The organism is Changpingibacter yushuensis, from assembly GCF_014041995.1.
Taxonomy (GTDB): domain Bacteria; phylum Actinomycetota; class Actinomycetes; order Actinomycetales; family Actinomycetaceae; genus Changpingibacter; species Changpingibacter yushuensis.
Genome location: NZ_CP059492.1, coordinates 2,648,293 through 2,661,583 on the forward strand (window position 1 = coordinate 2,648,293; position 13,291 = coordinate 2,661,583).

The window sequence follows — 13,291 nt, forward strand, 5'->3', positions numbered from 1 at the left end:
GCACGCGCATCCTCAAGCTGTGAGACGTGGCGCGTTCCGCAACCGATTCAGGAATACCTCGCGCGCTTTCGCGTTGAGACGTGTAGCAACTTCGAAAGGACGTAACTGATGAACGAGGAAACTGTACGCGACGTCGTCGTCGTCGGATCCGGTCCCGCTGGATGGACGGCCGCAATTTACACGGCGCGCGCAGGATTCAATCCACTTGTTGTTGCTGGTTCTTTGGACGCGGGCGGTGCACTCATGACCACCACGGAAGTTGAGAACTTCCCGGGTTTCCCCGAGGGCGTTATGGGACCAGATCTCATGGAGAAAATGCAGGTACAGGCCGAAAAGTTCGGTGCTGAAGTACTCTTCGAGGACGCCGTCAGCCTGGACTTGGCCGGCGAAATCAAGGTGGTCACCACAGAAGACGGTGTGTATCGGGCCAAAGCCGTGATTCTGGCGCTTGGTTCCGAGTACAAGAAGCTTGGTATCGAAGGCGAGCAGCAGTTTTCCGGCAAGGGCGTTTCATACTGCGCCACCTGCGACGGTTTCTTCTTCAAGGGGCAAGAAATCGCAGTTGTAGGTGGCGGCGATTCGGCCGTCACCGAGGCTCTTTTCCTAGCTCGCTTTGGTTCAACCGTGCACGTCATACACCGGCGCGACCAGCTGCGTGCTTCTAAGATCATGGCAGACCGGCTCCTTGCCGAACCTAACGTCAAGGTCCATTGGAACTCAAAGGTGGTTGATCTGAAGGGCGAGGGAAGCTTGCAGGTGGCCCTCCTTGAGGATACTCAGACGGGCGAGCAAAGTGAGCTTCCCGTCTCCGGGCTTTTCGTTGCGATCGGTCACGAGCCGCGTTCCAGTTTCCTTGGCGGGCAAGTTGATCTGGATGAGAACGGATACATTCTCACAGATGAGCCCTCCACCTCTACCAATGTGCCCGGCGTGTTCGCCTGCGGCGACGTCGTGGATCATATCTACCGTCAGGCCGTTACTGCGGCCGGTACGGGCTGCCGCGCAGCTCTGGACGCACAAAGCTACATTGAGAGCCTCGCTTCCTGACCTTGGCCTCCCAATACACGCTCGTTTTCTTCACGGCCCAGTGGTGTGATCCCGGCATACCCATGCGGCGCATTTTCGACGAAACGCTCCGCGACCTTGCCCGACTCCGTTCGGACATAACCGTGGAGGGCGTCGTCGTTGATATCGACGACGAAGAGGTCAATCAGCAAACTGCGGCCAGTGCACCGCGCGTATCCACAGAGCTTTTGGCCTCAGTTGACTTTGTTCCGATCATCTCTCTGGTGGAGGGTGATGCATTGGTGGGAAACGAGATAGCACGCATGGTCGGGCAGCTGCCCAAACTCGTGATTCGCCAGAACATCATTGCCGCCCTTCCCGAAGTCGGCAAATAGCGCAGCGACTTGCCGTTGGATGTGCGGTCACTTGCGGTTGTTCGTGCGGTGGCTGGTTGATGTGATGCCTACGTCGCTCCTCGAACCCGTTGCGGAGTTGCGCACTCAGCTATCTTGATCCGTACGTCGATACCCGCGCCCGCGCGCGAACGTGGCAGACTTGGGTTCTGTCTGGGCTTAGTCTCAACCCACAAGGGGTTGGCGGCGCCAGATGAGGGCCTGAGGAATTCGGGCCCATTGATTCCAAGGAGAATGCGATGAGCACCATGGACAGGGCGAGGAGCAACGGCAACGCGGGAGAACGTCACGCAGCAGCCGCCGCTGCTGGCACTCGTCTGGATCCGTGGTTCAACACTTACGCGGATCGTGCCCTTGGCATGAAGCAGTCTGAGGTTCGTTCACTCTTCGCCGTCGCAAACCGCCCGGAGGTTGTCTCTCTTGCCGGAGGCATGCCCAATATCGCTGGGCTGCCGCTCGATTTTCTTGCAGAGATGTCCGCCCGGCTCATCCGTGACCGTGGAACGAAGATCCTCCAATATGGGCCAGGTCAGGGCGAAGAAGAGCTCCGCGAGATGATTGCTGAGGTCATGCGCCCCGACGGCGTTCGGGGCCATCCGGATGACATCACAGTCACCACCGGTTCGCAGCAAGCGCTTGACCTTATTTCTGAGATCTTCCTTAATCCAGGTGATGTAGTCATTGCCGAAGCACCATCGTATGTTGGCGCGCTTGGCACATTTAGGGCGTACCAGGCCAATGTTGTACACGTTCAGATGGACGAAGACGGCCTCATTCCCGAGGAACTCGAAGACACACTGACGCGACTCGATAACGAGGGCCGGCCCGTCAAGTTCCTCTACACAATCCCAAACTTCCACAACCCTGCCGGCGTCTGTTTGTCCGCAGAGCGGCGCCCGCGCATTGCTGAGATCTGCAAGCGCCACCACGTGCTCATCGTTGAAGATAATCCCTACGGTCTGCTTGGATTTGACGGCGATCCGATTCCGGCAATTCAGACATTCAATCCCGACGGCGTCGTCTACTTGGGAAGCTTCTCTAAGACATTCGCACCAGGCTATCGCGTGGGGTGGGCACTGGCACCGGCAGCTGTTACAGCCCGCTTGACCTTGGCAAACGAGAACGCACTTCTGTGCCCAACCACCTTCGGTCAGCTTTCCATCGCTGAGTATCTCAAGACGTATGACTGGTACCAGCAGGTCAAGGAGTACCGGGCAATGTATCACGAGCGTGGTCAAGCTATGCAACACGCACTCGAAACACATCTGCCCATGTGCACGTGGACCAAACCCGAGGGAGGATTCTATACCTGGGTGAAACTTCCCGAGGGCTTGGATGCACATGCGATGTTGCCCCGCGCGGTTACGAACTTGGTTGCCTACGTTTCTGGTACAGCGTTCTATGCCGACGGACAAGGCCATGACCACATGCGTCTCTCCTTCTGTTATCCCACCCCGGAACAGATTGAAGAAGGCGTCAGACGCTTGTCTATGGTCATAAGCAGCGAGCTGGAGTTGGTGGATATGTTTGGGGTTAAAGATAGGAACATGCCACCGGCAGCGCAACTTGAGGGACCAACTCCCGATACGTTCTAGAGTGTCAGCAGCCATCGGCTGCTGGATGAGCGAACAGTAACCTGACCGGACCATCAAAGAACAGATCATCAAGCACCAGCCAGACCAGACAAGTAACTAGACCAAGCGAACAAGGTATCCAACCTTGTAAGTTTCACAACCGAAGTAGATTTGGACTTGGGGTTCAACGGTTCCGCACCGATTTCGGCCCCAAGTCCCAAGGCAACTGAGAAATGGCACAGATTGTGTGCCCTTGACGAGGAGGCAGTCATGACAAAGCCACTCACCGTGGCAATCTTGGCCGGTGGTTTGACTCATGAGCGCGAGGTATCGCTACACTCAGGGCGCAGGATGGCTACTGTCTTGCGTGAAGCAGGTATGCAGGTCAAGCTTCTCGATGTGGACGCGGGCCTCATCCAAACGCTGGACGCTATGGCTCCTGACGTGGTGTGGCCGTTGTTGCATGGTTCAACAGGCGAGGACGGCTCACTTCAGGATCTGCTGACTTTGACTGGGATTCCCTATGTTGGCTCAACGCCTGCTGCCTGCCGCATGGCCTCTGACAAGGCCGTCGCGTGTGCAATCCTCGCTCGCGAGGGGCTGGCTGTACCTGAATCGATGACGCTCCCGCAGACTCTGCTTCGTGAAGTGGGCGTGGCACCAGTCCTTGATCTCATTAAGAACAAGTTTGGATTCCCCTTGGTCGTGAAGCCCGCTCAGGGCGGATCGGCTCTGGGAGTCACGATTGTGGAGAGCGGCGCAGCATTGCCTGGCGCGATGGTGGATTGCTATGCATACGGTGATGAAGCCCGGATCGAACAGTACATCGTAGGACGCGAAATTGCCGTTTCTGTTCTGAACTTGGATGGAACGCCATGTGCTTTGCCTCCAGTTGAGATTGTGACTGACGGCCCCTATGACTATGACGCACGTTACAACGCTGGACGTTCCGAGTACTTTGTTCCTGCTCGCCTAGACGCTCAGACGTTGGATGCCGTCAAGCAAGCCGCAGAAAAGGTTCACGCCGTGCTAGGCCTCGGTCAGATTTCGCGCACTGACATCATTCTTGAAGAGGACGGCACGATCCGTGTTCTTGACGTCAACGTTGCCCCAGGAACCACTGAGACGTCCCTGTTCCCGCAGGCAGTCGCATCATATGCACAGGACGAAGAGATCGTTCCCGGCCAGGTGTATGCCCGTATCATCGAAGCAACGGTGGGCGCAGCGGGAAGTGAAACTACCACAGCCTAGATCCCTGGGATGCATGCGCTGCCCTTTGTTGTGACAGCTGGAATCAATCGGCTTCATTGAACATGTACAACCGACGTATCTAACCGCTAGAAGCCAGATTCAGGAGCTTCACTCACCGAATCGTTGTGTTGTTCCGTGCCGTTAGTTGCCGGTTGATCGATGCCTTCTTCGCCAGGTGCTAGAAGTTCAATAAGCCTGTTGAGATCTTCCATCGAACCGAAGTCGATTCGAATAGTTCCCTTTCGTTGGCCCATGTTCACCGCGACCTTGGTATCGAATCGATCACCAAGCCTTGATGAGAGCTCTCTGAACTCCGGGGCGAAACGCGCTGCGCGGCGCTTGATTTGAGGCATTACAGCCGGTTCGTCTCCAAGTGCCACGATTTCTTCAACTTGGCGAACGGAAAGGTTTTCCGCGACGATGCGCTGAGCCAATCGTTCCATTGCCGCTGGGTCGGACAGCCCAAGCAGGGCGCGTGCATGCCCAGCTGAGATTACCTGGGCGGCTACTCGCCGCTGCACCAACGGAGGAAGCTTCATGAGTCGCAATGTATTGGAGATTTGCGGGCGCGATCGAGCTATGCGTCGGGAAAGCTCTTCCTGCGTACAGTGGAAGTCCTCAAGAAGCTGTTGATAGGCAGCGGCCTCTTCCAGCGGGTTGAGCTGAGCACGATGCAGATTCTCAAGGAGTGCATCCCGGAGCAGATCCTCATCAGCTGTGCGCCGCACGATGGCGGGTACCGTAGCTTGGCCCGCCAGACGTGAAGCACGCCAGCGGCGTTCACCCATAATGAGTTCATACCTGGCGTCTGGCGCATTCTGAATGGGGGCATCCAATGGTCGGACGATAACCGGTTGAAGCACTCCAACTTCCGCGATTGAGTCCGCAAGCTCTTGAAGTTCATCTTCATCAAAGACGTTTCGAGGTTGTCTTTGGTTCGGCACGATTGAATCTATGGGAAGCTCCGCGTAAGAAGCTCCCGGCACCGCCACTAGTTCATTTGAGTCAATGCTCTGGTCCGTGCCTAGCGTGGAATCGTCTGCAGTCGCGACGTTATTTCCGTGCGAATTGAGCTTCTCGCTATTCGCTAACTCGCGCGATTGATCAGTCTGGCCCTGCCGCGGGTTGTAGAGGGCGATGTCTAGCGCCGATTCTTTCAGGTTGGTTCGCAGCTGCGTACCATCAGGTGTATGCAAGCCAGACTCTACGATTCCTTGGCCAATTGTGGCCTCGCGATCCTTGAGTGAGACTCGTTTGATGCTGGCACGCTTCTGATTCACAGGCTTCTCTGGTTCCTCTTCTGATGTGGTTGAATGGGGAGTTTTCGGTGCCTCGGAGCCCGAACTGATAGTTGACTGAGTGATACCCGCTTGTGCTGTTTCACGTGAAACATTCACAGAGTCTTCTACTGTGGCCGCTCCGATACCAAAGAAGACATCGACCGGGCTCTCTTTAGCTTCTTGCTGACTTTCGGGGATAAGCGCGCCAATTCCGCGCCCAAGCCCACGCCGCCGTTCTGCCATTTCGAAAACTCCCTTATCTGCCCCGGTTAGCAAGTTCGTTGGCTGCAGCTAGATATGCGATAGCCCCACTTGACCGAGGCGCATATGAGATAACCGTTTCGCCGTATGACGGCGACTCTGCAATTCGAACCGAGCGTGGTATCACAGTGTCCAGCGTCTGTTGAGGGAAGTATTCGCGCACGTTCTCCGCTACCTCAGCACTCAGATTTGTGTTCTTCGAGGCCATGGTCAAGACAATCGTGGAGACCTCAAGGCTTGGGTTCGCTGCCTGCTTCGCACTATCAATGGTTCGCAAGAGCTGAGTCAGACCCTCGAGAGCGTAGTACTCACATTGGACCGGAATGAGGACTTCTTTCGCGGCGATAAGCGCATTGATAGGAAGAAGTGACATCGAAGGCGGACAGTCAATGAACACATAATCAATGTGCCTGTCGAGCTCCTCCAGTTCCAGGAGAAGGCTATCGACTGCAACTTTCAGCCTAGTTCGGCGGTCATCAGCGTCTGCCAGGTCCACATCTACGGCCGCAAGGTCGATACTTGACGGTACGACCAGCAAGCTTGCGTACTTGTCATTCTGGCGAAGGGTCGACATCATCGTCTTCCTGCCGAGGAACACGTCATACAGTGATGGCATTCCCTCGACTCGCTCAATTCCGAGGGCTGTAGTTGCATTCCCTTGTGGGTCCGAATCCACGACCAGTACTCGAAGTCCGCTTTCGGCCAATGCAGCGGCGAGATTGACCGCCGTGGTGGTCTTGCCAACGCCACCCTTCTGATTGGCTACCGCAACGATCCGAGTCTGCGCGGGGCGTGGGACTGGATGTGCTTGGACGCGCGAGAGCAGCTCCATATCGTGTGCCAGCTCAGATGCGAGCGGCGTGTCCGTTAGGGAGAGCCTGTCCCAATCCGTCTTCGATTCCGAAGTTGTTGCAGTGTTGGCTTTAGCAATTTTCCGGGGATCGCCCATGTTGCCCTTTCTCGTCGTCACAACAAGCTTACTCGAGGTTACAGACGCATTCTCTTGCCCACGCAGCCACGCTCGCGTTTCACGTGAAACACAACTACCATTTGTGAGCCCGCTGTGCGTGTATCAAAGCCCGCTTCTCTGGGAGTCACCGGCCGCCGTGAGCGTCATGTTTCACGTGAAACGGAGATGCACTAAGAGAAGCTAGATACGTGGCAAATACAATGGCGCCTTAGAGATACTTCCTGCTCAGGCGTTTCACGTGGAACAGTCTGCAGCTAAGTCTACCTTCAATCGGTCCGCGAGCACTCCTCCATCAACCCTAACGAAGGAGGGAGGCGCGATGATATTAGTGACACGAGGAACCTGCCCAATCGACCCAGGCGTGATTGGCGCCGTTGTTATCTACGGTCTGTTTGCGTAGTTCAACTGACTCCCGTTGTTCCCATTGCCCGATTAGTTTGCGCGATTACTCCACAGAATCGTCTCATTCTGTTCGGCACGACCTGCGAAGTTTGCGCTGTTGCTACTTCTTGTTTGGTTGGTGCACTCGGCGCGGTAGGTCTCATCTTTGGTCGATTGTGGATTTGTTCACGGACGCGTGGCCGCCAGCCCACAGCCCACAGCCCACAGCCCACAGCCCACAGCCCACAACCCACAGCCCACAGCCCACAGCCCACAACCCACAGCCCACAGCCCACAGCCCACAGCCCACAGCCCACAGCCCACAGCCCACGATTACAGTTCTTGCAGTCTCATGTCATTCCTCCGTGCCGCCGCAACTTCCACCACCTTTAGACCTGTATCTGCGCATACCCATTACAATTCTTGAGTTGTTGATGGTCGCTTGTCTCTGGTGTAGAGTCCCTGCCGCGGTCGGCATGCCGGGCCACACTTCAAGCCACGCCTACTCCTAGTGCAGGGTCCCTGCCGCAGTTGGATGTCGCGTCGCGCTTCAAGCCGCCACTATCTGTAGTGCAGAGTTCTTGCACCACGGCCGTGTGCGCCACACCGCGACAGTCACTCAATCGCATGTTCTCTCGATGCCTCATCAGATCACAGGCACGCTTCCCTTGTGAGTCGCAAAACACGTGCCCCAGAAGAAGTCTGGAGTTTGGAGCTCGAGATGGGCCACAAGCATTACGTCCGAAACTGATTACCTGACGTGAAGTGCCAGGAGTAGAGCTTCCGACCATCTTCTTGTCCCGTTTCACGTGAAACAATCACAACTTCATAATGAAGGGCTGCGAGGTGACTGCGTTTGATACCACGAGGACGTCACGTACCTGTTATTGCACCCGACTGCCCACAGTTTTGCGGGAGACGCTGGGCGTCGCCCACTATTCACACAGAACCGTTGTATCCGTCAGCCGTCTGTTCTATCTCTTGTCTTCCGCAGAAGTGGCCTACCTTGAGGCCACTCACCTGAAGATCCGACAGCCCGCAAACACAGACTGTTGACGTACACACAAATTGAAGCCACAACCCGGACATGAAGGTTCTGCGTGTGCACATCTGAAGAACTGCGGCCGCAACCCAGCCGAACAGTACGCAAACTGCTTTCGTTCCTAAGCGGTGGATGAGACAACCCTCAACAGGAGAGTCTTCGAAAGTGTGAAAGCACTGCCCTTCAGAGGAGTGGGATATGACCTGCCACGCCAAGCCACGCCAAACGAGCTGCCACATCTTTTCCGAGGTAGCTCCAGACGCCTGTTTTGTGCGCGGCGCGGCACAACTCAGCGCCAAACCCGTTTCACGTGAAACGGCACAGCACGTGAACGTCAAACTTCGCATGAGGAAACACAGAATCCAGAACATGTTGTACAAGGAGGACGTGCTCGAGCGCAGTTCCAGCAAACACTCTGAGAGAATTGATCGACCCGTCGTTTCACGTGAAACGGCACAGCACGTGAACGTCAAACCTCGTATGAGGAAACACAGCAACCAGAACACGTTGTGCAAGTCGGATGTGCTCGAGCGCAGTTCCAGCAAACATTCTGAGAGAATTGATCGACCCGTCGTTTCACGTGAAACGGCAGAGAACGTGAACGTCAGACTTCGCATAAGGAAACACAGAATCCAGAACATGTTGTACAAGGAGGACGTGCTCGAGCGCAGTTCCAGCAAACACTCTGAGAGAATTGATCGACCCGTCGTTTCACGTGAAACGGCACAGCACATGAACGTCAGACTTCGCATAAGGAAACAGAGAACCCTGAACACATTGCGCTCGCAGAACGTGCTTAATCACAGTTCCAGCAAACACGCTGAAGAAGCTCACCAATTTGCCGTTTCACGTGAAACGTCATCGATCCTCTGTGATGAGCTCTGAGGTTGAACCTGAATGCGTTTCCGTCAGCACGAACGCTGGTGCCGTTCACAAGCCCCGTCGAACGCAGAATGTCGAGCCCACCTGACCACACGACCACTCAGCGAGAAAAGGACTTAGTCCTTACATACAATCAACGATAGAACACCGTAAATCCGCCACAATGAGCGCGAGTATCCAACTCAACCTCGGCTTCTTGTCCTGACATATGTGAGAGCGGAAGCCCACCCTCCCACATCGCATACTGGTTCACCTGTCACAACGCAAGACCCTACCCCAGCAGCGAGCTCCTTAAGCTCCAGCGGGCCATTGTCATCTAGCCTTTACCAGTACTCACTTTTCGGAACCACGTCACTGATGTGAAAGCACAAGTGCACTAGGCTTCTTCTCATTCAGAGAAGCGAGCCTGCACAGGATTGGTTCACTCTATCGGTTCCTAGAAGGAGCACTATCCCTTCTTCTTAACTACCAAAACCCGTGTCTCTTCATCCGAGCCAAACGTCTTCACCACGTGCACGTCCGCCCACTCCGCCCGGTACTTCCGAAGGACATGAACGGCGTCGTCGATCTCGTCGTCGACCCGAATCCCTTTCAGTGCCACTAAGGAACCTCCGGGCTTGAGAAGAGGCATCGTCCATGGCAAGAGCTTCTTGAGGGCGGCAACAGCCCTGGCGGTCACCACGTCAGCTTCAATTTCACTCGCCAACTCTTCTGCGCGACCAAGCCTGATGGTCACATTCTCAAGGCCGAGTTCAGATGTAGCGTAGTTTAGCCAGTCGCAGCGCCTCTCCATTGAGTCCACCAGCGTCAGCTGCAGGTCGGGGCGAATTATCGCGAGAATGAGTCCAGGAAATCCGGCACCGGAACCAACGTCCACCACAGATTTCCCGTTTGGAATGAACTCTGAGATGGCAGTCGAGTTGAGGATATGACGCGTCCACATGCGGCTGAGTTCACGGGGTCCTACCAGACCACGTTTCTCACCCTCTTGTTCTATAAGATCAGCGAATGCAACTAGGCGGTCCCATTTATCCTGCCCGAATTGCTCGACGCCACCAACCGGTGGCTGTTCGACCTCACCCATACTTATCCTTCTCTACAGACGTGTGGCCTCGCGAAAAACGTCGCGAGGCCACACCAAACCTACAACACTCTAGCTTCGTAAGCCGGAGAGCCTAGCATCATTCAGCGCTATCAGCAGATCCTTCGAACTCATCCGCGGAATCAGCATCCGTGACACCTGCGGACTCGGAATCGTCTGCTGCAGCGTTCTCCTCAGATCCGGCAGGCTTGATAACCACGTGGCGCCCAGCGCCCACGCCCGAGGAGTCGGAAAGCAAACCAGCCTCAGCCACGATATCGTGAACTACCTTGCGTTCAAACGGATTCATGGGATCCAGTGCCAGCTCTTCGCCGGACTCCTCCACCTGCGCAACGGCCGTGCGTGCGATCTTTGCGATCTCTTCACGGTGACCAGCACGATAGCCCATGATATCCAGCATCAGGCGGCTACGTTCGCCTGTCTGGCTCTGCACCGCGAGCCGAGTCAGTTCCTGAAGCGATTCCAGAACATTCCCATCGCGGCCAATCAAACGCTTGAGGAGGCGGTCAGAGCCGTCTTCGGTCACGATCGCCAACGAGGCCCGGTCCGCTTCAACCGAGATCTCGATGTCGCCGTCCAGGTCGGCAATATCAAGGAGTTCTTCGAGATAATCGGCGGCGATGTCGCCTTCTTCGTCAAGCCTCTTTATGAGTTCAGCCTTGTCGGTGGTCTCACTCATCGTGATTTCCTTCTTTCTGACGGCTATCACGGCTCGCACCGTCCAACCATCGGATCTGCGGATCGGCACATCACCTTTCCGCGCACACCTTAACTAGAAATTGCGCTGCTTCTTGTTCTGCTTAGCCTTCTTTTGGCGGTTCTGTGCCTTGGCCTGAGACCGCGCGCGTTCCGCCTGACGGCGTTCATAGCGCTTGCGAGCACGTTCAGCGTCGGTCAAGCCGTCCTTGCCGCGAGCTTCACCGGGTTCATCGACGCCGTCGTCGTCGGCCTCAACCTCATCCAAACCGGCCTGGGCGACGTAATCGAGAGCATTTTCCTTCTGGCCCGACTTCTTCGCACGAGCTTTGCCCATGGGTTGTTCGCGCTGTCCACCACGAGATTCTTGTTCCTCAAGTTCCTCAATCTGCTCCTCGGAGAGTCCTTGACGAAGCCTCTTCTTGCGGATACGCGCCTCGCGCTCACGATGGGCCTGAGAACCTGGGGTCGGATTGTTGCGGATAAACCACGTCTGCTGACCGATATTCCAAATGTTGCCAGCAACCCAGTAGACGAGCACGCCGATCTGGAAAGCTACACCTGAGAACAGGTAAATCAAGGGCATTCCGTAGAGCATGTACTTCTGTGTCTTGAACATCGGGTTGCTCGGATCCATGGCGGATTCGGGCATGTTCTTCATCGTCAGCTGCTTCTGCGTGTAGAACATCGAAAGGCACATAAAGATCACGAGTACCGCTGCCACCACACGGACCGTAGTGGTGTGAGCCGAACCTGGATCAGAGAATGATGCGGAAAGCGGAGCCCCGAACACTGTGGACTCTTGGAACTGCTCTGCGACCTCTTGATTGATTGGGCCAAGCGAAGCGGACTGCCATGTTCCTGCCGCAATCTGCGGGAATGCGTACAACACTCGGAAGAGGGAGAACAACACCGGCATCTGGATGATCATCGGCGCACAGGAAGCGAAGGGCGAGGTGCCATGCTTCTTGTACAGCGCGGAGAGTTCCTCCTGCTGGCGTTGTTGGGATACTTGATCCTTCTTGCCCTTGTACTTCTTCTGAATCTTTTGGATCTCAGGTTGAAGTACCTGCGTTTGACGCGAGGCGTTGATTTGCCTGTTGTAAAGCGGGAGCACGATAAGGCGCACGGTAATCGTGAGACCTAGGATGGCCAGAACCCACGCTGGCCCAGCGCCGCCGGACATTCCCAGGGCGGTGAGACCGCTGTGGATCCCGTACATGACCCAAGCTACGAGCCACATAATAGGATGGAGGATTGTATCCACGGTTCTTCTTTCGGTTGCCGCGGGCCGGACGCCCGCACGTCTATTTGGGTGAGCTTTGGGCCCTAGTCCTCGCCGCCCTGACCTTGTTGGCCTTGGGAGGACTGACTTCGTATATCTTCTTCCTCATAGAGAGCAAGAAGTTGATCGTGATCGAGTGGTTTTGTGGGCCATGATCCGCGTGGCGGTACGCGATCCACTCCACCTTCGCTCCACGGATTGCACCGCAGAATTCTCCAGACACTCAAAAGTGTACCTTTGAACGCTCCATGAATCCGAAGCGCCTCCAACGCGTACTGCGAACAAGTCGGTGAGTAACGGCACCGCTGGGGAAACCCTGGTGAGATGGTCTTCTGATACCACTTAACGCCGGCCATCAGGACTAAGGTCACTGGATTCTTCATGAACCTGATGAACCTTCTGCATCTACTGACAACGACGACGTCGCCAGCTGCAAGCGTTTGCTCGATCTGAGCGCCAGTTTTCGCTTGGCCTTCGCGATCGCAATATCCAAGTCCCTACCAAGCTGAGCTGAAGAGGAGTCCTTTGCTGCGGGAAGCGCGCGGATAACCACTAGGCTTCCCTCATCAAATACATCCAGCCGATCCCTCATAAGGTGCCGGAGCTGGCGGTAAAGGCGGTGGCGTACCACCGAATTCCCCACACTTTTGGACACGACGAAGCCGACCTTCACACCGTGAAGGTCGGCTTGGTACTCCTCAGGCTCAGTCTCAATTGAGACCACTACTCGGTTCGCTCCGCCGCGTTCTCCATGGAACGCACTGGCGAAGTCCGCCGAACGCCTCATACGGTGGTCGGCAGATAGCAAGGCTCAGGCCGAGATCTTCGAACGACCCTTTTTGCGGCGGTTCGCGAGGACTGCGCGGCCGGCGCGAGTGCTCATGCGCTTGCGGAAGCCGTGCACCTTGGCGCGACGGCGATTGTTCGGCTGGAATGTCCGCTTGACCACGGTTCTACTCCCACGTTTGGTTGATTCGTGGGGAGAACCCCACACTCTTGATATGTGCACAAGCATGCACACGTGACTAGCTGACTTTACGCGAGCTTCCAGTTGAAAATCAATGATCGTTAGGTTCTGGGTGACACTTATCTCACGATCAAGGTCGTTTCAGTTACAAGTAATGAAAGATCTGGTGACTAATCCACAAT

At 55.8% G+C, this 13,291-nt stretch carries 13 protein-coding genes; 5 read left to right on the forward strand and 8 right to left on the reverse strand.

All coding sequences use genetic code 11. The features are described from left to right. Positions 1-108: 108 nt before the first annotated feature. From trxB to H2O17_RS11400, 4 genes are all read left to right on the forward strand, one after another. Positions 109-1,047: a thioredoxin-disulfide reductase gene (trxB, locus tag H2O17_RS11385; protein WP_182049772.1), complete on the forward strand. Its 939-nt coding sequence runs from the start codon at positions 109-111 to the stop codon at positions 1,045-1,047. Between the two features lie 62 nt (positions 1,048-1,109). Continuing rightward, the gene (locus H2O17_RS11390; protein WP_182049773.1) at positions 1,110-1,400 is read left to right on the forward strand and encodes a hypothetical protein; all 291 of its coding nucleotides are present in this window, start codon (positions 1,110-1,112) and stop codon (positions 1,398-1,400) included. A 266-nt stretch (positions 1,401-1,666) separates the two neighbouring features. Continuing rightward, positions 1,667-3,013 (forward strand): aminotransferase-like domain-containing protein, encoded by a 1,347-nt coding sequence (locus H2O17_RS11395; RefSeq protein ID WP_182051063.1) that lies wholly within the window; start codon positions 1,667-1,669, stop codon positions 3,011-3,013. A gap of 249 nt (positions 3,014-3,262) precedes the next feature. Further along, positions 3,263-4,243 carry a D-alanine--D-alanine ligase family protein gene (locus H2O17_RS11400; RefSeq protein ID WP_182049774.1) on the forward strand — a complete coding sequence of 327 codons (981 nt, stop codon included), beginning with the start codon at positions 3,263-3,265 and terminating at the stop codon, positions 4,241-4,243. 86 nt (positions 4,244-4,329) lie between these two features. On the opposite strand, the gene H2O17_RS11405 is transcribed toward H2O17_RS11400, so the two are convergent. After that, positions 4,330-5,766: a ParB/RepB/Spo0J family partition protein gene (locus H2O17_RS11405; protein WP_182049775.1), complete on the reverse strand. Its 1,437-nt coding sequence runs from the start codon at positions 5,764-5,766 to the stop codon at positions 4,330-4,332. A gap of 13 nt (positions 5,767-5,779) precedes the next feature. Further along, positions 5,780-6,733, reverse strand: a complete 954-nt coding sequence (locus H2O17_RS11410; protein ID WP_182049776.1) for a ParA family protein — start codon at positions 6,731-6,733, stop codon at positions 5,780-5,782. 1,642 nt (positions 6,734-8,375) lie between these two features. Between H2O17_RS11410 and H2O17_RS11415 the strand changes: the two genes are divergently transcribed. Continuing rightward, on the forward strand, positions 8,376-9,062 hold the full coding sequence (locus H2O17_RS11415) for a hypothetical protein (RefSeq protein WP_182049777.1): 687 nt from the start codon (positions 8,376-8,378) through the stop codon (positions 9,060-9,062). Positions 9,063-9,507: 445 nt separating this feature from the next. Here the strand turns inward: H2O17_RS11415 and rsmG are convergent, their stop codons facing one another. From rsmG to rpmH, 6 genes are all read right to left on the reverse strand, one after another. Further along, positions 9,508-10,143: a 16S rRNA (guanine(527)-N(7))-methyltransferase RsmG gene (gene rsmG, locus H2O17_RS11420; RefSeq protein ID WP_182049778.1), complete on the reverse strand. Its 636-nt coding sequence runs from the start codon at positions 10,141-10,143 to the stop codon at positions 9,508-9,510. A gap of 97 nt (positions 10,144-10,240) precedes the next feature. Further along, entirely contained in the window at positions 10,241-10,840 is a 600-nt protein-coding gene (locus H2O17_RS11425) for a Jag family protein (protein ID WP_182049779.1), read from the reverse strand. A gap of 93 nt (positions 10,841-10,933) precedes the next feature. Then, positions 10,934-12,124: a membrane protein insertase YidC gene (gene yidC, locus H2O17_RS11430; RefSeq protein ID WP_182049780.1), complete on the reverse strand. Its 1,191-nt coding sequence runs from the start codon at positions 12,122-12,124 to the stop codon at positions 10,934-10,936. Between the two features lie 62 nt (positions 12,125-12,186). After that, positions 12,187-12,525: a membrane protein insertion efficiency factor YidD gene (yidD, locus tag H2O17_RS11435; protein ID WP_182049781.1), complete on the reverse strand. Its 339-nt coding sequence runs from the start codon at positions 12,523-12,525 to the stop codon at positions 12,187-12,189. Next, positions 12,522-12,950, reverse strand: a complete 429-nt coding sequence (rnpA, locus tag H2O17_RS11440; protein WP_182049782.1) for a ribonuclease P protein component — start codon at positions 12,948-12,950, stop codon at positions 12,522-12,524. The genes yidD and rnpA overlap by 4 nt, the downstream gene beginning before the upstream one ends. Before the next feature lie 3 nt (positions 12,951-12,953). Next, entirely contained in the window at positions 12,954-13,091 is a 138-nt protein-coding gene (gene rpmH / locus H2O17_RS11445; protein WP_246311256.1) for a 50S ribosomal protein L34, read from the reverse strand. Positions 13,092-13,291 lie beyond the last annotated feature (200 nt).

What these genes read in the sequence shown, in the direction of transcription:
- trxB (WP_182049772.1), top strand. Translation starts at nt 109, where the DNA reads ATGAACGAGGAAACTGTACGCGACGTCGTCGTCGTCGGATCCGGTCCC.
- H2O17_RS11390 (WP_182049773.1), top strand. Translation starts at nt 1,110, where the DNA reads ATGCGGCGCATTTTCGACGAAACGCTCCGCGACCTTGCCCGACTCCGT.
- H2O17_RS11395 (WP_182051063.1), top strand. Translation starts at nt 1,667, where the DNA reads ATGGACAGGGCGAGGAGCAACGGCAACGCGGGAGAACGTCACGCAGCA.
- H2O17_RS11400 (WP_182049774.1), top strand. Translation starts at nt 3,263, where the DNA reads ATGACAAAGCCACTCACCGTGGCAATCTTGGCCGGTGGTTTGACTCAT.
- H2O17_RS11405 (WP_182049775.1), bottom strand. Translation starts at nt 5,766, where the DNA reads ATGGCAGAACGGCGGCGTGGGCTTGGGCGCGGAATTGGCGCGCTTATC.
- H2O17_RS11410 (WP_182049776.1), bottom strand. Translation starts at nt 6,733, where the DNA reads ATGGGCGATCCCCGGAAAATTGCTAAAGCCAACACTGCAACAACTTCG.
- H2O17_RS11415 (WP_182049777.1), top strand. Translation starts at nt 8,376, where the DNA reads ATGACCTGCCACGCCAAGCCACGCCAAACGAGCTGCCACATCTTTTCC.
- rsmG (WP_182049778.1), bottom strand. Translation starts at nt 10,143, where the DNA reads ATGGGTGAGGTCGAACAGCCACCGGTTGGTGGCGTCGAGCAATTCGGG.
- H2O17_RS11425 (WP_182049779.1), bottom strand. Translation starts at nt 10,840, where the DNA reads ATGAGTGAGACCACCGACAAGGCTGAACTCATAAAGAGGCTTGACGAA.
- yidD (WP_182049781.1), bottom strand. Translation starts at nt 12,525, where the DNA reads ATGAAGAATCCAGTGACCTTAGTCCTGATGGCCGGCGTTAAGTGGTAT.